Genomic DNA, 21033 nt, shown 5'->3' on the forward strand with positions numbered 1-21033 from the left:
TTCGACATTCAGATCATCCTCGGGAAGGTGCGCCCTTTCCTACGCCGCCTCGCCGAGGCTCATCCACAGGTTCTGATCATTGCTCTTGCGAGGACGCCCATGTTGCGAGCCTTCGCCGCATTCATGATGTCGTCGATCGGCGCCCAGTTGTATTGGTTCGGCAGCGGCTGCGTGTACACCCACGGGATGTAGACCCGGACGTCCTGGACGCCCATGGATTGCAGCATGTCCAGCGTGGTGTCGATGTCCTGCTTCGACATGCCGTACAGGCTGGAGTCGGCCATACCGATGGTCGACGGTGCCGAGACGATCTCGGCGGTGGGCGTCACCGCGGTCCGGGTCACCGGCTCCACCAGTTGTGCCGCGTAGGCGCAGACCACGGCCAGGGGAATCAATACAGTCATCACCCGGTGCACTGCCCTGCAGCCGAGTCGGCCGATCCGTCCAGCCACCAACGCCCCCTTTGAAAGTGCCGCCCGCGCAACGCGTAATCGCCAAGCAAGGCAAATTTACGTCCGCGGATGGTAACCCGTGGGCGATTTGCCGGAGTCGGCTCACCCACCGCACGTCAGCGGTGTGAGGCGGTGCCACCTACCGGCGGCGGATACCCGTTATTCGCCGGCCCGCAGTAATTGACGACACTGGCATAAATCTTTGCCAGAAGCGCTGCGGCAGTCGTTCACAACTGTTAATTTTCTGTCTGTACTGCGGCGCGACACCCGTCTGCCAGACTGCAGTGCGGTAATGCCGCAGTAGCGGTCGATCTGCCGGGGTCCGATGGCCGCGCGGCGTGACTATGGAGGACCCGAAATGGCTGGTGCACACCGTCGCCCGCAACGCCGGAACTTGGCGGTATCGACGTGGCTGGGCACCGGAGTCGCGGCGGTCGGCGTCAGCGCGGCACTCCTCGGTAGCGCGGCTGTCGCGAGCGCTGCCCCGTCGACCGACTCCGAGTCCGCCGCGTCGTCCGCGCCGGCACAGGCCAAGAAGCCGCCCGCCCAGAAGCCCGCCAAGAACAAGAAGAAGGACACGGCCGCTGTTGCGGACGCGTCGGACACCAAGGCCACGTCGGACACCAAGCCCGCTTCGGACACCCAGCCCGCCGACACCAAGGCCGCGGACGGCGACAACGACGCGAAGCCCGCCCGCAATCGCCGCACGAAGGCCGACAACACCGGCCGCTCGGCGACCGCCCCGAACGCCGGGACCGTCGCGAAGCTCCCCTCGGCCGCCGCCCAGGCGGTGACGAACAACCCGTCGACGAAGAACCCGCTCAAGTCGGCCGCCGCGGTCAAGCCGGCCACGGACACCGCAGCCAAGGACACGGCCTCGCCGGCGGCCGCGACGCCTGCCGCCGCGGCGACGCCGTCACCGGCACCGGCCGCCACGCCGCCGGTCACCGTCGCGGCAGCCGAAACATCCACGGCTGCAATCACTTCGATTCCGAACACCGCCGCGAAGGCGCTCAGCAGCGTCACCTCGCCGACGGCCCCCGCCAACATCTCCGGACTGCTGTCGGTACTCGCGGCCGTCGGCCAGGCGCTCGGCGCCGCCACCCTGGCCACAGAGGAGACCCTCGCCGCGTCCGTGGTCGGCACGACCAAAACCGTGAGCAAGCTGCTGGGCATCACGCCCGCCCTGGCCACCACCACCGAAAAGACCAGTGCCGCATCGACTCTCACCCCGGCACCCACCGAGACGTGGCAGCCGGGACAGACTGTCACCGCGGACGAGTACATCAACACCGCGCTGACGGAGATCGCGCAGGCGCGCACGCTCCTCGGCACCAGTTGGGTCAACGGGTACTCCCGGTACGAGTTGCGGATGGCGGCCACCTATCTCACGACGTACCAGGCGAACCAGCAGACTCTGATGGACGCGTACGCGGCCAACCCGACCGCGACGAACCTGAGTGCGCTGAAGTCGAACGAGGCGCTGATCGGCAAGGCCGTGACCGCGCTGAAGACCGCGCGTTATTGGTCGGCGAATCGCGACATCAAGGCCATCATCGTCGACGCCACCACCAACGCCCGCATCTACGCCTCGGTTCCGCTGTCCATGTACGCGGGCGTCGAGCCGATCGTCACCATCTCGGTGAACGGCGGGCCGAGCATCAAGGTGCTGGTGGACACCGGATCGTCCGGGCTGGTGGTCAATGCCAAGAACGTCGGCCAGACCGGGCTCGGCAATTCGGTAGGTACCGGCACCGGCGCCTACAGCGGCGGGCTGACCTACACCTACAACACCTACAACACCACGGTGAACTTCGGTAATGGCCTCGTCACGACGCCTGTCCCGGTCGACGTCATCACCGACCCGGCTCAGCAGACCGCATTCGCCAACTTCCTGAAGTACAACGGGGTCGTCGGTGTCCTCGGTGTCGGCACCAACGCGGTGGGCCCCGGCCCCGGACTGGTCACCACCGGCCTGCCCGGTGCGCTGAAGAACGGCATCTACATCGACGAGGCCAGCAAGACGCTGACCTTCGGCCCCAACCCGCTGCCGGCGCGCGTCACCACGTCGGGTTCGCCGAACGTGATCGGTTCGATAACCATCAATGGGGTCAACACACCCATCAATCTGCTCATCGACTCGGGTGGCGTCTACGGCACCATCCCGTCGACACTGGTGAACTCCTCCCAGATGACCCCCGTCAAAGCGGCCGACGGCACGGTGAGCTACTACCTGCTGAACGCGGGCACGCCGATCTCGGTGTACGACGCCGACGGCAACCTGCTCTACTCCTACACCACCACCTCGACGTTCCGGCCGACGGTGACCACCGACGACTACAACGCCGAACTGTCGAACACCGGCGCAATGCCGTTCCTGCACAACCGGATCTACATCGACTACTCCACCGCAAACGGATCGACGGTCTTCGACCTGTAGTCGTAGATCGAAATCGTCCACTGTTCCGCCGCACTCCGCGGCGGAACGGGGGCGGCTGACACGTCGAATTTCGGTCCGCCATACCCAATCATCAGGCGGTTCGCGCGGGGTTGACAAAATACGCGATCCCGCGTTGCGGAACTGACGCGCCCATTAGTCTTCTCGCACGTGGTCGCCGGTTAACGTAGTCCAGCTATGCACTGGACGCGACTGATGGGAGACAGCCAGGTGGAGAGTCTCATGGCCAATGCGTTCGCCTATCCCTGGTGGGTATACGTCACCATCCCGTTGGGCGCGGCCTTCGTCGGCTGGATCACGAAGATCATGGCCCTGAAGATGATGTTCTACCCCGTCGAGTTCAAGGGCATCCCGCCGTACCTCGGCTGGCAGGGCCAGATTCCCAAGCGCGCGCCGAAAATGGCTGCCGTGGCGGTGGATTCGCTTACGTCGGAGATCCTCAAACCCGAGGAGATGTTCGACAAGATCGACCCGAACGAGTTGGTCAAGGAACTCGCCGAACCCCTGCGGCAGACCTCCGCCGAGATGGTCGACACCATCATGATGTCGTTCCAGCCGCAGGTCTGGCGGGCGACGCCCGACCAGCTCAAGGACGTCGTCGTCAAGAACGTCGAGAAGCGCATCCCGACGGCCATGGCTGCGATGTTCGACAAGCTTCGCGGTCAGGTCGACCAGATTTTCGACATCAAGCACATGGTCGTCACCAACCTGGTGCGCGACAAGGTCACGCTCAACACCGTCTTCCAGGACATCGGCAAGCCCGCGTTCAAGTTCCTCATCATGTCCGGCCTGCTCTTCGGCTTCCTGATCGGTCTGGTACAGGCCGTGGTGTTCGGCATCACCAACTGGCACTGGTCGCTGCCGCTGTTCGGTCTGCTGACCGGTGGTCTCACCGACTACGTTGCGCTGCAGATGATTTTCCGGCCGTTGGAGCGCAAGAACGTCTTCCTCGGCATCAAGTGGCAGGGCGTCTTCCAGCGGGAACGCAAGCAGGTCGTCGAGGGTTACGCGGCGCTGATGGCCCGGGAGATCTTCACGCCCCAGGCCATCATGGAGAGCATGCTCAACGGCCCGTCGTCGGACCGGTTCTTCGACATGATCTCCACCGAGATCAGCGCGACCATCGACACGCAGATGGGCTTCACCGGCAAGATCATCAAATCCGTCGGCGGCCGTCAGTACGTGGACATGAAGAAGCAGATCACCGACTCCATCATCGACAAGCTGCCCGAAACGTCCACGTACATCGAGGGATACATGCGTGATCGCCTCGATCTGGAGAACGTCATGGTCAGCAAGATGATGGTGCTCGACTCACTGTCGTTCGAGAACCTGCTGCGCCCGGCGTTCAAGGATGACGAGTGGATCGTCGTCGTGCTCGGCGCCGCCCTCGGTTTCCTGTTCGGTGAGTTGCAGGCGCAGCTCATCCTGCTGCTGGCGCACTGACCTACGTCGGGCCGGGTGTTCCGGTCAGCTTCCGGACGGTGAGGACTTCGCTGTCGCGGAAGGCCCGCCCGTTGGGGTAGAGCAGATCGCTGAACCAGACCTTCGGCTCCGCGGGGTTCGGGTGATCCCACGAATCCCACGGGAAGTAGGTCTGGGTCTTGCCGGCCACGAGTCCCCAGCTGTACGCGCCCACGTTGCGCTGCTTGGCAACTGGCAGGATGCCCTCGACGGTGCTGCCCTGGTTGCGGGCGAGGTACTCGGTACAGATGATGGGCCGGCCCAGTGGGGCGAGCTCATCGATCCGGGCGGAGAAGTCGGCCGGCTTGGCGTAGCTGTGGAACGAGATGATGTCCGAGTTGTCCAGCTGGATCGACGCGATGGCGCTGCGCTGCGCGGGATCGGCCCAACTGCCTTGCCACACACCACTTGTCAGCGGCTGTACGGGGTCGACGGCCCGCGCCCAGGCGAATACCTGCGGTAGCAGGTCGGCGACCAGCTGCATCTTGTCGCTGCGCTCGACCTTGCGGTAGACGCTGGCCGGGTTGTCGGGTTCGTTCCACAGGTCCCAGCCGAGGATCCGGTTGTCGTTACGGAAGAGGCTCAGCACGCCGGTGACGTAATTCTGCAGTACGGCACGGTATTTCGGATCGCCGAGACGGTCCGCACCCGGACTCTGCACCCAGCCCGAGTTGTGCACACCCGGCCTCGGGGCCCGCTGCACGCCGAGTTTCGGATGCGGGTCCCAGCAGGAGTCGAAGAAGACGAACAGCGGCTTGATGCCGTTACTGGACGCGATGCTGACGAACTGGGTCAGGCGCTGCGAGAAGCCCTGCGGGTCCTGCGCCCACAGCAGATCGTGGAGGAAGACCCGCACGGTGTTGAACCCGAACCAGCGAGCGGCGCCCAGTTCGGCGTTGATGCGGCCGGGGTCGTAGGTGCCGGACTGGAACATCTCGATCTGGTTGACCGCGGTGGAGGTGATGTAGTTGCCGCCGACCGGCCAGGCCTGCCCCTGGTACCAGCTGTTGGCCCGTTCGGGCGTCCAACGCGCGCCGGCCGCGGACGCCAGAGCCGGTCCCGAGAATCCGGCCATGGCGGAACCCGCTGCCAGCAGCAGCGGGACCTTGAGAACGGTTCTGCGGTCCACCGCACGAGGCTACTGATCTTGATGGGGCCATTGGGGCGTGCTTATCGAGTTGCAACAAACACGATGTCGGGCGGTGACGTCAGGCCACCTGCTCAGGCATTGATCCCCGCCGTGAGGATGGCCGCAAGCTCGCGATATGCGCTGGCGTCGTCGAGTCCGGTACTCTCGCGGACCCGGCGCTGCTGGATGCGCACCATCATGGTCGACGCCAGATCGGCAGCGAAAGCCGCATGGACATCACGGAATTCACCGCTCTCGACCCCGTCGGCAATCATCTCCTGCACCCGGCGAGCAGCGATCTGGGTGTTCTTCTCATAAACACTGCGGGCCGGGGCAAAGGCGTCCAAGTCCACCATGAACTGATCCGACGCGGCGTCCAGCACCGTCCCCACCGCCGACAGGTAGGCCGTGATCCGGGCGCGGGGCCCCTCGACTCCGGCCACCAGCTGCTCGACCTCATCGGTGGCCTGCCGGAAGAACTGCACCGTCGCGGCGCGGACCAGCTGCTCCTTACTGCCGGCCAGCGTGTACAGCGTCGACTTCGAACAGCGCAGCCGCCCGGCGATGTCGTCGAGCGTGAGGTGCGCGAAGCCCTCGTCGAGAAACAACGCGATGAGGGCATCGAACAGCTCGGTGCGTCGACGGGTGCCGAAGTCCGGGGACGTGCGCGCGCTCACACCGGCATAGTACTGCGGACCCTTTACTCAGTACTACCAAACCAGTACTCTGTGAAGTAATTCAGTACTGTTCGACGTATTAGTGGAGTTCCGGTGCCCGTTGATCGCCTCTTGCCCAATGACGAAGCCCACGCGCTGATCGAGCTGACCCGCGACATCGCCGACAAGGTGCTCGACCCCATCGTCGACCAGCACGAGAAGGACGAGACGTACCCCGACGGGGTCTTCGCCACCCTCGGCGAGGCCGGGCTGCTGAGCCTGGCGTATCCCGAAGAGTGGGGCGGCGGCGGCCAGCCGTATGAGGTCTACCTCCAGGTGCTCGAAGAACTCGGCGCCCGCTGGGCGTCGGTGGCCATCGCGGTCAGCGTGCACAGCCTGTCGTGCCATCCGCTGATGACGTTCGGCACCGACGAGCAGCGGCAGCGCTGGCTCCCAGAGATGCTGAGCGGCAACCTGATCGGCGCCTACAGCCTGTCCGAGCCGCAAGCCGGTTCCGATGCCGCGGCGCTGGCCTGCAAGGCCGTGCCTGCCGACGACGGCTACCGCATCACCGGTTCGAAGGCATGGATCACCCACGGCGGACTCGCCGATTTCTACACCCTGTTCGCGCGTACCGGCGAAGGTTCCCAAGGTGTTTCGTGTTTCCTGGTGCCCTCCGACACCGAGGGGCTGACGTTCGGGCGGCCCGAAGAGAAGATGGGCCTGCACGCGGTGCCCACCACGTCGGCGCACTACGACGGTGCGTTCCTCCCTACCGAACGTCTGATCGGCGCCGAAGGCCAGGGTCTGCCGATTGCCTTCAGCGCGCTCGACGCCGGCCGGCTCGGTGTCGCCGCCGTGGCCGTCGGCCTGGCCCAGTCCGCACTGGACCAGGCCGTGGCGTACGCCCAGGAGCGAACGACGTTCGGCCGCAAGATCATCGACCACCAGGGGCTCGGCTTCCTGCTGGCCGACATGGCCGCCGCCGTCGATTCGGCACGGGCCACCTACCTCGACGCCGCGCGCCGCCGTGATGCCGGCCTGCCCTACTCGCGCAACGCCTCCGTGGCCAAACTGGTCGCCACCGACGCGGCCATGAAGGTCACCACCGACGCCGTCCAGGTTTTCGGCGGCGCCGGCTACACCCGCGACTACCGCGTGGAACGCTTCATGCGCGAGGCCAAGATCATGCAGATCTTCGAGGGCACCAACCAGATTCAGCGGCTGGTGATCAGCCGGAGCCTGGCCAAATAGCCGCCGGCCGGACTACATCCGGCTGACGTCGATGATGGCGTTCGCGAATAGCGCGGGCGCCTCCTGAGGGACGTTGTGGCCGATGCCGTCGAGAACCCGGTGTTCATATGCCGCGGTGTACATCGAGCGGTATCCGGCACCGTCCTTCGCCGCACCGTCGAAGTCACTGCCGATGGTGATGGTGGGGACGCGGATCGGCGGCCTGGCCTGCAGGTGTTGTTCGTCTGCGTCGTAACGGCTTTCACCCTCCGCGAGGCTCAGGCGCCACCGGTAGTTGTGGATCACGATGGCGACATGGTCGGGGTTGTCGAACGCGGCGGCACTCAGCCCGTAGGTCGCATCGGTGAAGTGCCAGAGCGGCGACGCCTTCTCCCAGATCAGCCGGTTGAACTCCTTGGTGTTCTTCCGATAGCCGAGTTCACCGCGCGGCGTCGCAAAGTAGTACTGGTACCACCAGCCCAACTCGGCATTCGGCTCCAACGGCTGGAGGTTGGCAGCGCGATTGACCAGGATGTACCCGCTGACCGCCACCAGACCCGCCACCCGCTGCGGCCACAGTGCCGCAACGGCATTCGCCGTGCGCCCGCCCCAGTCGAAACCACCGAGGATCGCCCGCTGGATGTTGAGGGCGTCCATGAAAGCGATGACGTCCGCGGCCAGCGCCGCCTGCTGACCGTTCCGGATCGTCGTGGCGGCCAGGAAACGGGTTGATCCGAAGCCCCGGAGATACGGCACGATCACCCGGAATCCCTGGTCGGCCAGGAGCGCGGAAACATCTGCGTAGCTGTGGATGTCGTACGGCCAGCCGTGCAGCAGGATCACCGGTTTGCCGTCCGCCGGCCCGGCCTCGACGTAGCCGACGTCGAGGTCGCCGGCCCGAATCTGCTTCACCGCGTTCAGGTTGTGCTCGGGCGCGGGCGGCGGCGTCGGCTTCTGCGGAGCAGACGGCTCTGACGACGATCCGCACGCCGCCAACGACGCCGCGCCGACTGCCGCGGTCGCCATCAAGCCGAACTGCCTTCTGCTCACACCGGTCACGGCACCATCTCACCCGCTCTCACACATCATGTCCAATAACAGATGGCGATAGGCAACATCTCCTTTGGAGATGGCATCGGTTCAGACCGCCGCCCAGCCGCCGTCCACGCTGAGGATGGCACCGTGGATGTTGGCCGCGTCATCACTGACCAGGAACGCGACAGCTGCGGCGACTTCCGCCGGCGTACTCATCCGCCGTGACGGTAACCGGTCCAGTACCGGTTTGATGTGTTCTTCGAACTCCTGTTGACGCTCGGTCGCGATCGGTCCGGGAGCCACTGCGTTGACCCGAACCCCGAACGGGCCGTACTCATCAGCCCAGGACGCCGTGAGCGCGTGGATGGCCGCCTTGTTGGAGTTGTAGATCGCCGAGCCGCTCGCCCCTCGCAGTCCGGTGATCGATCCGATGTTCACCACGGCGCCGCCACCACCACGCACCATCTCGGGGGCGATCACCCCCGTGAGCAGGAACGGGGCAAAGACGTTGACCTCGAACGCTTCTCGCAGCACCGACGGGGAGACCTCACCGGTCGGGGTCGGCATCAGCAGCGTGGCGGCGTTGTTCACCAGGATGTCGAGCCACCCGCGCCCGCATCATCGATGGTGCCGCAGCCGAGATCCGGGACCGCGGTGTCGCGATGACCACCATCGAAGACGTGATGGCGCGGACCCAAACCTCGAAAAGCCAGATTTTCCACTACTTCCCCCGCGGCAAAGAGCAGTTGCTGCTCGCCGTCGCCACCCTCGAATCACAGCGGGTCCTCGACGACCAGCAGCCCCACCTCAGCTCGCTCACTTCATGGGCCGCCTGGCAGCGCTGGCGGGATGTCGTGGTCGAGCGCTACCGGCGACAGGGGCAGAACTGCCCGATCGCGGTGTTGATGTCCGAGATCGGCCGCACCAGCACGGGCGCACAGGCCGTCACCACCGAACTGATCGACTCGTGGCGGGGTGCCATCGCCGCCGGCATCGTGGCAATGCAGCAGCAGGACAAGATCGCCCCGACCGTCGACCCCACGCGCGCGGCAGCCGCACTGCTGGCCGGCATCCAGGGCGGCGTCGGGATCATGCTGGCCACCGGCGACCTGACTTATCTCGAGGCCGCCCTCGACGAGAGCATCCGTGCGCTGCGAAACCGGTGACTACTGCAACGGGATGTCATGTCCCCGAACACGTTCCGACTCGGGCCGCACGCCGAACCACCGGCGCTCCGACTCGGTGATCTGCAGATCGTTGATGCTGGCTTCCCGCCGACGCATGAGCCCGTTGTCGTCGAACTCCCACAGTTCGTTGCCGTAGCTGCGCCACCACTGCCCACCGTGGTCGTGCCATTCGTATTGGAAGCGGACCGCCATGCGGTTCCCCCGGAAGCCCCACAGGCTCTTGCGGAGCACGTAGTCGAGTTCGCGTTCCCACTTGGCCGTCAGGAACTCGACGATCTCGGCGCGTCCCGTCACGAACGTGTCGCGGTTCCGCCACACGGAGTCCGGGGTGTATGCCAGCGCGACCCGTTCGGGGTCGCGGGTGTTCCACGCGTCCTCGGCCGCCTGCACCTTCACCAGGGCCGTCTCTTCGTCGAAGGGCGGGAAGGGTGGTCGGGACTCCGGGGTGCCGGACATGGGCGAGCCTCTCGTCAGGTGGGGTGCGGCCGAGCGGGACTGCGCAGCCCGCCGCCTTTGACAACCGTAGGAGCAGCAGCGGCATTTCCGGCGGCTCACACGGCAGCCTCAATTGTTAGTTCGCCTACACGTCGCACCATCTGCGTTGACAGCTGTCAACGCACCCGAGAAGGATCGAGGCATGTCCGCCAAGTCCGAAGCGCAGGTGTTCACCGAAATCGAGAGCCGTTTGACAGCCAAGTTTGCGGACCTGCCCCCGGCGCGCGTGACGACTGTCATCGAAGGCGCGCGCGAACAGTTCGCCGGCAGCACCATTCGGGACTTCGTCCCGCTGCTGGTGGAACGTCGCGCCGACGAGGAGCTTTCCAGGCTGTTGGCCGGCGACGCCGCCCACTAGCCCCGTTTGCTCGGCACGCAACTGAGTTTGCTAGCGTCACAACGGGTTCCAGCACCACCCGATTGCCTTTCGAGACCTCTCTGTGAGCACTTCGAGGCTATTGAAACGGTGCGGTCACGGTCGCGGCTCAGTCCCATGTCGAGCGCGCATCCGATTGAAAACATGTCTGGACCCAGCCTCTCGCCGTGCCCTACGGTTCAGCTGCGCAAATTTTCGGCGCAGTAATTTAAGGGCACGTTCAAGGAGACGCCGGTGATGATCAGCTTTGGTCGAATCGCTGTGAAATTAGTTGCCAGCGCCGGTGTGTGCGCGACTGCCGTGGCCGTGAGCCCGACCGCAGCCGCCGTCCCACTCAAGACTGGCGGATACGCGTGCGACGCGGGCGCCACCGCGGGAGCGCCGGCAGCAGGGGCACCTGCCGCTGCCGCCGCGGCTGCCGCCGCGCCATGCGCAGCGCCCGCCGTGGAGTCGTCGGGCATCGTCGGACCCCTGGCCGCCGCTCCGGTGGTTCCGGCCGCGGTGCCGCCGGTTCCCGCGGTCGTCCCGCCGGTGCCGGCAGCGGTTCCGCCGATCGTGCCTCCCATCCCCGCGGGCCTGCCGCTGGGCGCCCCCATCCCGATCGCTGCGGCCCCCGCTGCCATCCCGATGGACATGGGCGGGATCGCGGACGGCAAGGAAGCGCGGACGCTGCGTCCCGTCGACGCCGGCGGCCCGACCCCCAACCTGCCGACCCAGCCGGGCCCGCAGAACTAGATCAACCAGCCGCACAACCGCTTTCACCGAAGCACCCGAGCCCTCGCGGCTCGGGTGCTTCGTGCATCGAGGTCGTTGACCCTGATCACAGGGCGCACTTGTGCGAGTAGCTGAGGCCATGGACGCAGGGTCAACCGACCGCAGCGCCCCGCCCCCCTTGACCCTGAACTGACGGCGTATTTGTACGAGTAGCGAACACCCCAGCCACAGGATCAACGCGGCACAACAATGCGAATTACGTTGCGGCGCAGGCTACGGCTCGACGATGACCGGGTCGCCGACGTTGACGGTGTTGAAGTACCACTCGGCTCCCGCGGGCGCCAAACCAATACACCCGTGGCTGACGTTCTCGAAGCCCATCGACTCGACGGCCCACGGCGCCGAATGCACGAACAGTCCGCGTCGGCTGATGCGTACCGCGAACTCGACCTCCGTCATGTACCCGTCCGGATGATCGACGGGAATGCCAACGCTGCTCGAATCCATGAGCACATTGCGGTCTTTCGCCAAAACGGTGTACTTGCCAATCGGCGTCTCATACTCGGGCCGACCCATGGTCGCGAGCAGCACACCGGACTCGCCCAGGTGCGGAAGATGATGCGGCGCGGGCATATCCGGTGAAGTCTGGCCGTCGATCGTCACAGTGAAGGTGTGAGCCCCCACATGAGCGGTGCCGATCACCGCCGGTCCCGTGGTGAACGCCATCGGCTGGCCGGCGACCGTCAGCTTGATGGTGCTGTGCGCAGGCCAGAAACCATCCGGAACCCATTGCACCACTTTGTTGTCCAGCCATTCGAACTTGCCTGACATGGCGGGCGAAGACGTCACGTCCAGGGCCAGCTCAGCGGCAGCCCGGTTGGTGATGGGCTGTTTGAACGTCACCACGATCGGATGCGCGACGCCGACCGGAATGCCCTGCGTCGGCTGCGTCGACTCGATGATCGAACCCAACGGCAGCCGAATGCCCGCCGTCTCGATACCGAGCGCGCCGCCAGTGGTGGTCGTGGCGACCACGACCACGGCAAGAACTCCGTGCACAAACACCCGCATGTATCCGACCCCTTTGTCGCTGGCCGCATGGTTGAACACCGTCATGGTATGGGCCGCAGAACGCCGAAATCCGTACGGCGCGTCAATATTTCGGTCAAAGATTCGTCACGGATTGGCCACCCAACATCACGGCGCGGATCAACACCTGCAATCTGCCGACATCTCCCATTGACGTAAGCGACAATTATGACTACGGGGGTAGCGGAAGGCTGGGCCATGCCATGACAACAGACCGTGTTGCGCTTCCGGACGCGGCAGACGACGAGTGCGTCGACTGCGGCTACACACCGGAACTGAAACGGACCCTCAGCGGCTTTCAGATCTTCGCGGTCTCCTTCGCTTTCATATCGGTGGCGGTCGGGATCTTCGGGACCTATGACGACCTCCTCAAGACCGCGGGCCCCGTCGGCATCTGGCTCTGGGTCGTGGCCGCCGCCGGGCAGACTCTCGTTGCCCTGGTGGTCGCCCAGTTCGCGTCCCGCATCGCGCTCAGCGGCTCGTCGTATCAATGGGCGTCGCGCTTGGCCAGCCCGAAGGTCGGGTGGCTCTTCGGCTGGCTGACGTTCTGGTATCTCGCGATAGCGGTGGTCGCGATGGACAACGCCCTGGCCAGTCAAGCGCTCATGCCGCTGTTGGGCATGTCCGACGACGAAGACACCGCGCGACTGATCACCGTGGCGGTCTTGATCATCCAGGCCGTCCTGGTCATCGCCTCGACGCGCCTGCTCGGCCTGATCACCTCCAGCGCGGTCGGCCTCGAACTCGGCATCGTGGTTCTTCTGGTGCTGGCACTCGGCGTCGTCATGCTGGTCACCGGTGACGGCAATGTCGACAACCTCACCAGCCGAGGGATCGCCGCAGACAGCCCCGATTATTTCGCCGTCGGAGGTGGGTTGATGGCCGGCATGATCATGGGCCTGACCACACTCGTCGGTTTCGACTCCGCCGCGAACCTGGCGGAGGAAGCCAAAGATCCGTTCCGCAGTGTCCCGCGCGCCATCGTGGCGTCGGTCGTAGCGGCGGGCGTGATGGGCCTGGTCTTCTTGATCGCCCTGACGGCCGCGATCAAGAACGTCACCGCTGTAAGCCGGAGCGGCTCGCCCGTCGCCCTGATCATTCGCGACCAACTCGGCTCGATCACCGAGCGAATCCTCCTGGCCGGCATCGCCTTTGCGATGTTCGGCGCCGGCATGGTGGTGCTGGCAGCGTGCTCGCGGCAGGTGTTCGCCATGGCACGTGATGCCCGCTTCCCCGCCCATGCCCTGATGCGACAGGTCAATCCACGCACCCAGACGCCGGTGCCCGCCACCATTCTGATCCTGATCGTCGGGGTTGTGCTGATGGCGACCTTGCGTGGGTCCGCGCTCATCCAGCTCATCATCGCGTCGACCATCCTGCCGGCGCTGATCTATGGAGCCATCGTCGTGCTGTACCTCGCCGTCCGGAAACGCCTGGAGCACAAGGAAGGTGGGTTCGGACTGGGCCGCTTCGAACTTCCCGTCGCGGGCATCGCACTGGTCTGGGTGGCTTTCGCACTCTTCGTTCTCGTGACGCCCGACTCGGCGCGGGTACCCGGCTTCATCGTGCTCGGCCTCATCGCCGTCGGCGTCGCATACTTCGTCAAGATGCTCGTCTTCAATCGTGAGGTACTCGACACCGAACCGGGTATCGACGAGTTCGCCGCAACACCGGCAGACCGATGATCCCGCTGTCGTCCCGGCCCGGGACCCTCACCGGAAAGGTGGTGTGCCCGGACGACGCCGAATACTCCGCGTCCTGCGCCGGATTCAACCTCCTTTACACCAACCGGCCCGCAGCCATCGTGTTCGCCAAGGAGACAACCGATGTCGTCAATGCACTGACCTGGGCGCGGGAACACGACGTGCCGGTGCGGGCCCGGAGCGGCCGTCACTGTCTCGAAGGCTGGTCCACGGTCGACGACGGACTGGTCATCGATGTCAGCCACCTGAAGTCAGCAGTAATAGACGCCGGCCGACGGACCGCCACGGTCGGCGCCGGCCTCACCCAATCCGAGGCGGTGGCGGCACTGGGCCGGGCGGGCTTCGCGGCGCCAACCGGAACCGAGGGGTCCGTCGGCTTGGTCGGCGCGACACTCGGCGGCGGCTTCGGGCTACTGACCCGCGCCTTCGGCATGGCCTGCGACAACCTCATCGCGGCCGAGATTGTCGTCGCGTCCGAAGACGGCACCAATGTCTTCATCGCCGACGAGACTCATCACCCGGACCTCCTGTGGGCGCTCCGCGGCGCCGGGAATGGCAACTTCGGTGTCGTCACCTCGATGACATACTCGATTCATCCACTGGCGCAGGTCATTTACGTGGTTGCGCGGTGGCCCGGACTCGATGACCTACCCGGGGTGTTCGAGGCCTGGCAGCAGTGCGCGCCGTTCCTGGACCACCGCCTCACCAGTCAGCTCGAGATCCGTCGCGACGAGATTTCGATGGTCAGCGTTCTGACCTCCGGTTCGGAAGCCGAAGCGCTGGAGATGCTGGCACCGATCCTGGCCGTGGGTACGCCCCGCCTCGAAGCAAGCGCCAGGACGTGGGCAGACACGTTCGCCGGCTTTCAGATTCCGCTCGACGAGGAGCCGGCGAATTGGAAGTTCCTCTCGCAGTTCATGACTGATCCGTTCCCGCCGGAAGCAGTGCAGCTCGTCGGCGCCTACATGTCGAAAGCACCCACGGCTGCATGCAATTACTTCACCAACGCACTGCTCGGCGCCGCCGCGACCGAGCCATGCGGCGGCGCGGCGTACGCCCATCGCGATGCGCTCTTCTACGCCGAGCCGGGTGCGGGCTGGGGCATCCGGGGCGCCCCCGCAGCGGGCGACCCACTGACCGAGGCCTGCCTACGGTGGATCACCGAGTTCGGCGAGGCGTTGCGCCCCTTCATGAATGGCGCCTATACCAACGTCCCGAACGCCGGCATGCCCGACTGGGAGCACGCGTATTGGGGAATGAATGTCGACCGACTGCGCGCCGTCAAAGCCAAATACGACCCCGAGAATATATTCCAGTTCGAACAGAGCATTTCACCATCGCCATAGTTCGGCGCACCGGAGGCAAACCTGAATTGGGAACCGTTTTACGCCTTCTCGACAATTGCAGGAAAAGTGCAACAGCTTACTCAGTTCACCTAGTAGTCGTGGACCAAATACGGGAGAACCGCAGCTAGACGACGAATTTCAATCTCGCTGACTGGGAAGTAGCAATTGTAAAACGCGTAACCGTGGATACGTTATTGCCGCCACAATTCGGTGGTCGACGAGGGGAGTATCGCGGTGAAGCGCTTGTCCGGCATGGATGCCATGTTCTTGTCCATGGAGGGCACCGAATGGCCTCAGCACACGCTGGGGTTGATGATTCTGGACCCCAGCGACGCACCGGGATTCGACTTCGAACACCTGCGGGATCACCTGGATCGCCGCCTGCCCTACCTGCCGTCGTTCCGCCGCCGCATCCAAGAGGTCCCGCTGGGACTGGACCGGCCGGTGTGGGTCGACGATCCGGCGTTCAAGCTCGACTACCACATTCACCGGGCGGCGCTGCCCGCTCCCGGTGGCGCGAAAGAGCTCGCCGACGTCGTCGGTGAGATCCTGGCCCGCCAGCTCAACCGCAACCAGCCGCTGTGGGAGAGCTGGTTCGTCGAGGGCCTCGAAGGCGGCCGTGTCGCCTACATCGCCAAGACCCACCACTCCATCGTCGACGGCGTCTCCGGCGCCGGCCTGTCATCTGTGCTGTGCGACGTGACTCCCGATGCCACGAAACCGATCGTCGATCTGCCGAACGAGGATGAGCAGAACCGTCATTCGAGCCTCGAGCTGTTCGCCAAGGGGGCTCTCAGCGCCGCGAGCACGCCGCCGAAGGTCGTGCAGTACCTGGGCCAGACGGTCCGCAACGCCGTGACCACCATCAGCCACCTCCGTCGCGACGATCCGCCGCCGCGCCCGATGAGCGCCCCGAAGACCAGCTTCAACGGCGCACTCAGCTCGCACCGCAGCTTCGCCTACACGTCGCTGCCGATGGCAGAGGTCAAGCACGTCAAGAACGCGCTCGGCGTCAAGCTGAACGACGTGATCCTGAGCGTCGTGGCCGGCGCGCTGCGCACCTACCTGACCAAGCGCGACGCGCTGCCGGAGGCCCCGGTCCTGGCCACCGTGCCGATGTCCACCCGCAACGCGGGCGACGAGACCCCCGGCAACCACGTGCACACCATGATCGCGTCCATGTGCACCGATGTGGAGAATCCGGTCGAGCGGCTGTCGGCCATCCACAACGGCATGAACAGCGCGAAGGCGCTGGCCGAGGACCTGCAGGCCGGCCAGTCCATCGGCCTGACCGACTTCGCGCCGCCGGTGCTGCTGAACCTGGTGTTCAAGGGCTTCCGCGCCGCCAAGCTGGAGGACAAGCTGCCGCTGGCCAGCAACCTCATCGTCTCGAACGTCCCCGGGCCGCCGATCCAGCTGTACATGGCCGGCGCCAAGATCGAGCACATCGTGCCGGTCGGCCCGCTGACCGTCGGTATGGGTATCAACGTCACAGTGTTCAGCTACGGCGGCAACGTGGATGTCGGCATCCAGGCCGACCCTGACCTGGTCGAAGACCCGTGGGAGATCCTCGATGGCGCCCGGGCGGAGCTCGACACGCTCCTTGCCGCTGCCGGCTGGGTGGAGCCGGCCCCGGAGTCCGAAGTCCCACCGGGTGGGAGTTCCGCCGTCAGCGCCGACTAGATGTGATTGCCTTCACACGCGGGCGGACCGCCACAGCGGTCCATGCCCAGAGGACGTCGAAAGGAAGTTGCTGAGATGGCAGATTCGGATAGCTTGTCGGACGTGGTGGCGATCGTCACCGGTGGCTCACGCGGGCTCGGCGCGTCGATGGCGCGCCACATCGTGGCCGGTGGCGGCAAGGTCGTCATCGCTGACGTCCTCGACGACGAGGGCAAGCAGCTGGCCGACGAGCTCGGGGATGCGGCGCGGTACGCACACCTCGACGTCACCGATCGCGCGCAGTGGGACGCGGCCGTCGCGCTGACCGTCGCCGAGTTCGGCAAGATCACCGGTCTGGTGAACAACGCCGGGATCTCCACCGGCCAGTTCATCGAGCACGAGCCGCTGGATCACTTCCGCACCGTGCTCGACGTCAACCTGGTCGGCGTCTTCAACGGCATCCAGGCCGTCATCGCGCCGATGCGTGCCGCCGGCGGCGGTTCCATCGTCAACATCTCGTCGGCCGCCGGCCTGATGGGCCTGGCCCTGACCGCCGGCTACGGCGCCTCGAAGTGGGCGGTCCGCGGCCTGAGCAAGATCGCGGCCGTCGAACTGGGCACCGACCGCATCCGGGTCAACTCCGTGCACCCGGGCATGACCTACACGCCGATGACGGCGCAGGTCGGCATCCAGCAGGGCGAGGGCAACTACCCCAACACCCCGATGGGGCGCGTCGGCGAGGCAGACGAGATCGCCGGTGCCGTGACCTACCTGCTGTCCCGCGCCGCCTCGTACGTCACCGGCGCCGAGATCGCCGTCGACGGCGGCTGGACCACCGGCCCCACCGTCAAGTACGTGATGGGTCAATAACTGAACAGGCGACGAGCCAATCGTCCGTCAGCTCAGCATGTTTGAGCTGAACGCGGGTGCGTGCCGATGGCCATCGGCTCGCGTCCGCGGACGGGACGACTTCAAGCAAGGAGACAATGGTGTCTGCCCCACTGAGGAACGATGAGTTGCCAGAGCCACCCATGGTGAGCCGTCCGGAATGCATGGACGTCAGCGAGCGCATGGCCGTGGCCCCGCACATCGCGATTGATGAAGCCGTGCTCGCTGTCATGCGCCTGCGCCAGCCGAAGCTGCCCGCAGAGGCCGCACCCGAGCGGCTCGCCGCCGACTTGGACAAGGCCGCGGCCCTGTTCAAGCGACGCGGCTGGATCTCCAAACCGTCCAAGTACCACCGCACTCCGCCGAAGTTGAACGACGCCGACGTCCTGCACTGGAGCACCCACAACGGACCGCTCCGCCACGAGTCGATGTCCTTCGCGTCGGAGTTCGACGCGCGGTCGTTCGAGCTGGGCGCGGGCCGGTGGCCCGGTAATGACCGCAACGACACCGTCACCGTCCGGCTGCTGCGCCGCCCCGACTCCCCCGCCCCGTGGGTCGTCATCCTGCACGGCTTCGGGATGGGCTCGTCACGCTTCGACCTGAACGTGCTCTGGGCCAACTACTTGCATTACAAGCTCGGATACAATGTCGCACTTCCTATTTCGCCGCTGCATGGCCCCCGGCGCGAGTCCGCGGACGGACAGCTGCTGTCACTGGATCTGACCTCGATGCTGCACGGCATCACGCAGGCCGTGTGGGACGTCCGCCGGCTGGTGAGCTGGATCCGCAGCACCACCGATGCCCCGGTGGGTCTCTACGGCGTCTCGCTCGGTGGCTACCTGTCCACCGTGCTGGCCGGCCTGGAACGGTTCGACGCGGTGGCCGCGGCGTTGCCGTTCGCCGATCCGCTGGCGCTGCTGACCCACCACGGCCCACCCGAGGAATACCGCGACGTCATCGCGTCGGACGACGCCCGGACCGTCTTCCAGGTCGTGTCCCCGTTGGCGCTGCCGACGGTCGTCGCGCCACGGGACCGGACCTTGTTCATCGCCAAGGCGGACCGGCTGATTCCGGTCGAACAGTCTGAGGCCCTTGCCAATTCGTGGCACGCCGAGCATGTGGACTGGGTCAGCGCCGGACACGTCGGCTTCACCTGGACCCGCGCTTCGCGCGGTGTACTGGGCCGCAGGTTCCGCGAGTCTCTCGGCACCGCGTAACCCGGTATCCCAGTCAGCGGCATCGCGCTGCGTGGCGGTTGACGGAGTGACGATCATTTAGATATGGCGAACTCCGGACCGTTTCCGTCTTGGGACTCGTTCCCGAGCTGGGACTCGTTCAAGCCGATGGATGCGTTCAAAACGCTGGACGCCTTGTCGTCGTTCTGGACGTCCGCTGTGGGCAACGCGCTGACCTCCGGTCCGGCCGGCGCGTACCAGAGCTTGTTCGACACGTTGCGCAAGCAGGTTGTCGGCCGCCGGATCACCGTCAAGCTCAAGTCCGGCGAGATGACGCTGACGGTCACCGCGATCGATGCCGACCTCGACATGCGTAGCCTGTCGGTCGGGCAGCTGGGCGAGGTCTCCATCTCGGCGTCCGACATCGTCTGGAACGGTTGGCAATTCGACAAGGCCACCGCGGTCCTGCACAACGTGCACATCAAGCCGAGCAACACCCCGGTGCTCGTCGCTGCGCCGTTGGATCTGACCATCGAGATGTCCGCCAAGGCGCTCGACAACATGATCGACAAGGCTTCGTCGCTGCCGGGGCGGGCCGCGCCGAAGTTGCTCGGCAACATCGACGCCGGTGGTGTCGCGCAAATCCGTTGGGCTAAACGGCCGGACATCGGCCATCTCGAGGTCGACGCGACCATCGACGGCTCGACATTGCTCGTGAAGCCGCGGATGGTCGCGGTGCGCAAAGCCCGGTGGCATCTGCCGAACCGCTTGCCCGCCTATCGAATTCAGCTGCCGAAGCTGCCCCGCGAACTCGCGCCCACCTCCGTCAACTTCAGTCCGGAGACCCTTGAGCTGACCGGGCGGATGCCAGAATGGCGCGTCGAGGTGCCGCGGCGCCGCATCGAGGAGGCCCTCAATCAACTCAACCAGGTGGGCAAGGCACTCAACCTCAGTTGGATGGCGCGGCCGCGGGACTGATCCCCTCCTCGAACCCCGGTATCCGACTGCCGAAGAGCCGCACCGCATTTTCGTAGCCGACCTTGCGCCGGTCCGCGTCGTCCATCGGATACGACGCCAGGAAGTCGGCGCCGTCGACGTTGTCGTCCATCGGGTAGTCCACCGAGAACATGACCCGGTCGGCGCCCATGACCTCCAGCGTGCAGGCCATGGCCGGCGGGGAGAAGTTGCCACTGGTGGTGAAGTAGAAGTTGTCCCGCAGGTACTCCGACGGCAGCTTCTGCAATCGGCCATGCGAGTCGCCCGAGCCGCCCAGCCCGTAGTACCGATCAGTGCGAAAAACTGTGAACGGCAACATCTCTCCGAGATGGCCGAGGATCATCTGCAGGTTGGGATGACGGTCGAACAGGCCCGAGTAGATCAGCCGCAGTGCGTGGGTGCCGGCCTCGACGGCGAAGCCCCACGATGCCAGGTGCAGCCCCTGATCGACATATGGCGCGAACCAGGCTTCCATCACTGCCGGGTGCGGAGTGGTCGGGTGCAGGTAGATCGGGACACCGAGCGTCTCGGCTGTGGCGAACAGCGGCTCGTAGGCGGGGTCGTCCAGGTAGCGGCCATGGGTGTGGCCGTTGATGAGGGCTCCCACCAGTCCGAGATCGGCGACAGCCCTGCGTAATTCAGCGGCAGCGGCATCGGGGTCCTGCGTCGCGAGGGTGGCGAAGCCGCCGAACCGGTCGGGGTACTGCCGCACGGTCTCGGCGAGATCGTCGTTGGCGCGACGTGCGTAGTCGACGGCAAGCACCGCGTCGTCGTACTCCTGCACGCCTGGGTCGAAGAGGGACAGGATCTGGAAGTCGATGCCGGCGGCATCCATCTGCTCCAGCCGCAGCGGCCCGCGGTCGTAGAGTCGGTCGAAGCCGGTGCGGTTGTTGGACTCCAACCATGTCGCGACCACATTGCCGTCGCTCGCCGGTTTCCACGCGTAGTGCTCTTCCAGCGCGATCAGATGCATAC

General features: G+C 65.7%; 19 protein-coding genes and 1 pseudogene. 12 read left to right on the top strand and 8 right to left on the bottom strand.

Annotation, left to right across the window (positions count from 1 at the left end; translation table 11 throughout):
• Positions 1 to 59: 59 nt before the first annotated feature.
• The gene (locus ACJH6J_RS01570; RefSeq protein ID WP_406803412.1) at positions 60 to 404 is read right to left on the bottom strand and encodes a hypothetical protein; all 345 of its coding nucleotides are present in this window, start codon (positions 402 to 404) and stop codon (positions 60 to 62) included.
• 406 nt (positions 405 to 810) lie between these two features.
• Here ACJH6J_RS01570 and ACJH6J_RS01575 point away from each other — a divergent pair, with 406 nt between their 5' ends.
• Together ACJH6J_RS01575 and ACJH6J_RS01580 are read left to right on the top strand one after the other, a co-directional pair.
• Positions 811 to 2892 carry a PecA family PE domain-processing aspartic protease gene (locus ACJH6J_RS01575; RefSeq protein WP_406803413.1) on the top strand — a complete coding sequence of 694 codons (2082 nt, stop codon included), beginning with the start codon at positions 811 to 813 and terminating at the stop codon, positions 2890 to 2892.
• A gap of 240 nt (positions 2893 to 3132) precedes the next feature.
• Positions 3133 to 4356: a DUF445 domain-containing protein gene (locus tag ACJH6J_RS01580; RefSeq protein ID WP_082934677.1), complete on the top strand. Its 1224-nt coding sequence runs from the start codon at positions 3133 to 3135 to the stop codon at positions 4354 to 4356.
• A 1-nt stretch (position 4357) separates the two neighbouring features.
• On the opposite strand, the gene ACJH6J_RS01585 is transcribed toward ACJH6J_RS01580, so the two are convergent.
• Entirely contained in the window at positions 4358 to 5449 is a 1092-nt protein-coding gene (locus ACJH6J_RS01585; protein WP_406803500.1) for a cellulase family glycosylhydrolase, read from the bottom strand.
• Between the two features lie 146 nt (positions 5450 to 5595).
• Positions 5596 to 6180: a TetR/AcrR family transcriptional regulator gene (locus ACJH6J_RS01590; RefSeq protein WP_073693806.1), complete on the bottom strand. Its 585-nt coding sequence runs from the start codon at positions 6178 to 6180 to the stop codon at positions 5596 to 5598.
• A gap of 93 nt (positions 6181 to 6273) precedes the next feature.
• Here ACJH6J_RS01590 and ACJH6J_RS01595 point away from each other — a divergent pair, with 93 nt between their 5' ends.
• Entirely contained in the window at positions 6274 to 7413 is a 1140-nt protein-coding gene (locus tag ACJH6J_RS01595) for an acyl-CoA dehydrogenase family protein (RefSeq protein ID WP_073693805.1), read from the top strand.
• 12 nt (positions 7414 to 7425) lie between these two features.
• On the opposite strand, the gene ACJH6J_RS01600 is transcribed toward ACJH6J_RS01595, so the two are convergent.
• Complete coding sequence (locus tag ACJH6J_RS01600) at positions 7426 to 8418, bottom strand: alpha/beta fold hydrolase (RefSeq protein ID WP_073693804.1); 993 nt, start codon at positions 8416 to 8418, stop codon at positions 7426 to 7428.
• Between the two features lie 114 nt (positions 8419 to 8532).
• Positions 8533 to 9036: pseudogene (locus ACJH6J_RS01605) on the bottom strand (SDR family NAD(P)-dependent oxidoreductase); the annotation flags it as partial.
• A 53-nt stretch (positions 9037 to 9089) separates the two neighbouring features.
• Here ACJH6J_RS01605 and ACJH6J_RS01610 point away from each other — a divergent pair.
• A complete protein-coding gene (locus ACJH6J_RS01610; RefSeq protein ID WP_406803414.1) occupies positions 9090 to 9593 on the top strand; it encodes a TetR/AcrR family transcriptional regulator in 504 nt (167 codons plus the stop codon).
• Here the strand turns inward: ACJH6J_RS01610 and ACJH6J_RS01615 are convergent, their stop codons facing one another.
• On the bottom strand, positions 9594 to 10070 hold the full coding sequence (locus ACJH6J_RS01615; RefSeq protein ID WP_406803415.1) for a nuclear transport factor 2 family protein: 477 nt from the start codon (positions 10068 to 10070) through the stop codon (positions 9594 to 9596).
• Between the two features lie 181 nt (positions 10071 to 10251).
• Between ACJH6J_RS01615 and ACJH6J_RS01620 the strand changes: the two genes are divergently transcribed.
• Together ACJH6J_RS01620 and ACJH6J_RS01625 are read left to right on the top strand one after the other, a co-directional pair.
• Positions 10252 to 10467 (top strand): three-helix bundle dimerization domain-containing protein, encoded by a 216-nt coding sequence (locus ACJH6J_RS01620; protein ID WP_073693800.1) that lies wholly within the window; start codon positions 10252 to 10254, stop codon positions 10465 to 10467.
• Between the two features lie 324 nt (positions 10468 to 10791).
• The gene (locus ACJH6J_RS01625) at positions 10792 to 11220 is read left to right on the top strand and encodes a hypothetical protein (protein WP_406803416.1); all 429 of its coding nucleotides are present in this window, start codon (positions 10792 to 10794) and stop codon (positions 11218 to 11220) included.
• A gap of 252 nt (positions 11221 to 11472) precedes the next feature.
• Here the strand turns inward: ACJH6J_RS01625 and ACJH6J_RS01630 are convergent, their stop codons facing one another.
• Positions 11473 to 12270, bottom strand: a complete 798-nt coding sequence (locus tag ACJH6J_RS01630; protein WP_073693964.1) for an Ig-like domain-containing protein — start codon at positions 12268 to 12270, stop codon at positions 11473 to 11475.
• Between the two features lie 221 nt (positions 12271 to 12491).
• Between ACJH6J_RS01630 and ACJH6J_RS01635 the strand changes: the two genes are divergently transcribed.
• From ACJH6J_RS01635 to ACJH6J_RS01660, 6 genes are all read left to right on the top strand, one after another.
• Positions 12492 to 13973: an APC family permease gene (locus ACJH6J_RS01635; RefSeq protein WP_073693799.1), complete on the top strand. Its 1482-nt coding sequence runs from the start codon at positions 12492 to 12494 to the stop codon at positions 13971 to 13973.
• The gene (locus ACJH6J_RS01640) at positions 13970 to 15337 is read left to right on the top strand and encodes an FAD-binding oxidoreductase (RefSeq protein ID WP_406803417.1); all 1368 of its coding nucleotides are present in this window, start codon (positions 13970 to 13972) and stop codon (positions 15335 to 15337) included. The genes ACJH6J_RS01635 and ACJH6J_RS01640 overlap by 4 nt, the downstream gene beginning before the upstream one ends.
• 234 nt (positions 15338 to 15571) lie before the next feature.
• Positions 15572 to 17020, top strand: coding sequence for a WS/DGAT/MGAT family O-acyltransferase (locus tag ACJH6J_RS01645; protein WP_406803418.1), 1449 nt, complete (start codon positions 15572 to 15574; stop codon positions 17018 to 17020).
• A 75-nt stretch (positions 17021 to 17095) separates the two neighbouring features.
• Entirely contained in the window at positions 17096 to 17869 is a 774-nt protein-coding gene (locus ACJH6J_RS01650) for a glucose 1-dehydrogenase (protein ID WP_073693797.1), read from the top strand.
• 146 nt (positions 17870 to 18015) lie between these two features.
• Positions 18016 to 19104: an alpha/beta hydrolase gene (locus ACJH6J_RS01655; protein ID WP_406803419.1), complete on the top strand. Its 1089-nt coding sequence runs from the start codon at positions 18016 to 18018 to the stop codon at positions 19102 to 19104.
• A gap of 63 nt (positions 19105 to 19167) precedes the next feature.
• Complete coding sequence (locus ACJH6J_RS01660) at positions 19168 to 20040, top strand: hypothetical protein (protein ID WP_406803420.1); 873 nt, start codon at positions 19168 to 19170, stop codon at positions 20038 to 20040.
• On the opposite strand, the gene ACJH6J_RS01665 is transcribed toward ACJH6J_RS01660, so the two are convergent.
• Complete coding sequence (locus ACJH6J_RS01665; protein WP_406803421.1) at positions 20012 to 21031, bottom strand: amidohydrolase family protein; 1020 nt, start codon at positions 21029 to 21031, stop codon at positions 20012 to 20014. The two genes, ACJH6J_RS01660 and ACJH6J_RS01665, sit on opposite strands and share 29 nt — an antisense overlap.
• Positions 21032 to 21033 lie beyond the last annotated feature (2 nt).

Source organism: Mycobacterium sp. SMC-18 (genome assembly GCF_045310895.1).
GTDB lineage: Bacteria > Actinomycetota > Actinomycetes > Mycobacteriales > Mycobacteriaceae > Mycobacterium.

Coding starts and splice junctions, on each gene's coding strand:
- ACJH6J_RS01575 (WP_406803413.1), top strand. CDS start 811: ATGGCTGGTGCACACCGTCGCCCGCAACGCCGGAACTTGGCGGTATCG.
- ACJH6J_RS01650 (WP_073693797.1), top strand. CDS start 17,096: ATGGCAGATTCGGATAGCTTGTCGGACGTGGTGGCGATCGTCACCGGT.
- ACJH6J_RS01665 (WP_406803421.1), bottom strand. CDS start 21,031: ATGCATCTGATCGCGCTGGAAGAGCACTACGCGTGGAAACCGGCGAGC.
- ACJH6J_RS01660 (WP_406803420.1), top strand. CDS start 19,168: ATGGCGAACTCCGGACCGTTTCCGTCTTGGGACTCGTTCCCGAGCTGG.
- ACJH6J_RS01615 (WP_406803415.1), bottom strand. CDS start 10,070: ATGTCCGGCACCCCGGAGTCCCGACCACCCTTCCCGCCCTTCGACGAA.
- ACJH6J_RS01570 (WP_406803412.1), bottom strand. CDS start 404: ATGACTGTATTGATTCCCCTGGCCGTGGTCTGCGCCTACGCGGCACAA.
- ACJH6J_RS01640 (WP_406803417.1), top strand. CDS start 13,970: ATGATCCCGCTGTCGTCCCGGCCCGGGACCCTCACCGGAAAGGTGGTG.
- ACJH6J_RS01600 (WP_073693804.1), bottom strand. CDS start 8,418: ATGGCGACCGCGGCAGTCGGCGCGGCGTCGTTGGCGGCGTGCGGATCG.
- ACJH6J_RS01635 (WP_073693799.1), top strand. CDS start 12,492: ATGACAACAGACCGTGTTGCGCTTCCGGACGCGGCAGACGACGAGTGC.
- ACJH6J_RS01580 (WP_082934677.1), top strand. CDS start 3,133: ATGGCCAATGCGTTCGCCTATCCCTGGTGGGTATACGTCACCATCCCG.
- ACJH6J_RS01630 (WP_073693964.1), bottom strand. CDS start 12,270: ATGCGGGTGTTTGTGCACGGAGTTCTTGCCGTGGTCGTGGTCGCCACG.
- ACJH6J_RS01610 (WP_406803414.1), top strand. CDS start 9,090: ATGACCACCATCGAAGACGTGATGGCGCGGACCCAAACCTCGAAAAGC.
- ACJH6J_RS01585 (WP_406803500.1), bottom strand. CDS start 5,449: ATGGCCGGATTCTCGGGACCGGCTCTGGCGTCCGCGGCCGGCGCGCGT.
- ACJH6J_RS01620 (WP_073693800.1), top strand. CDS start 10,252: ATGTCCGCCAAGTCCGAAGCGCAGGTGTTCACCGAAATCGAGAGCCGT.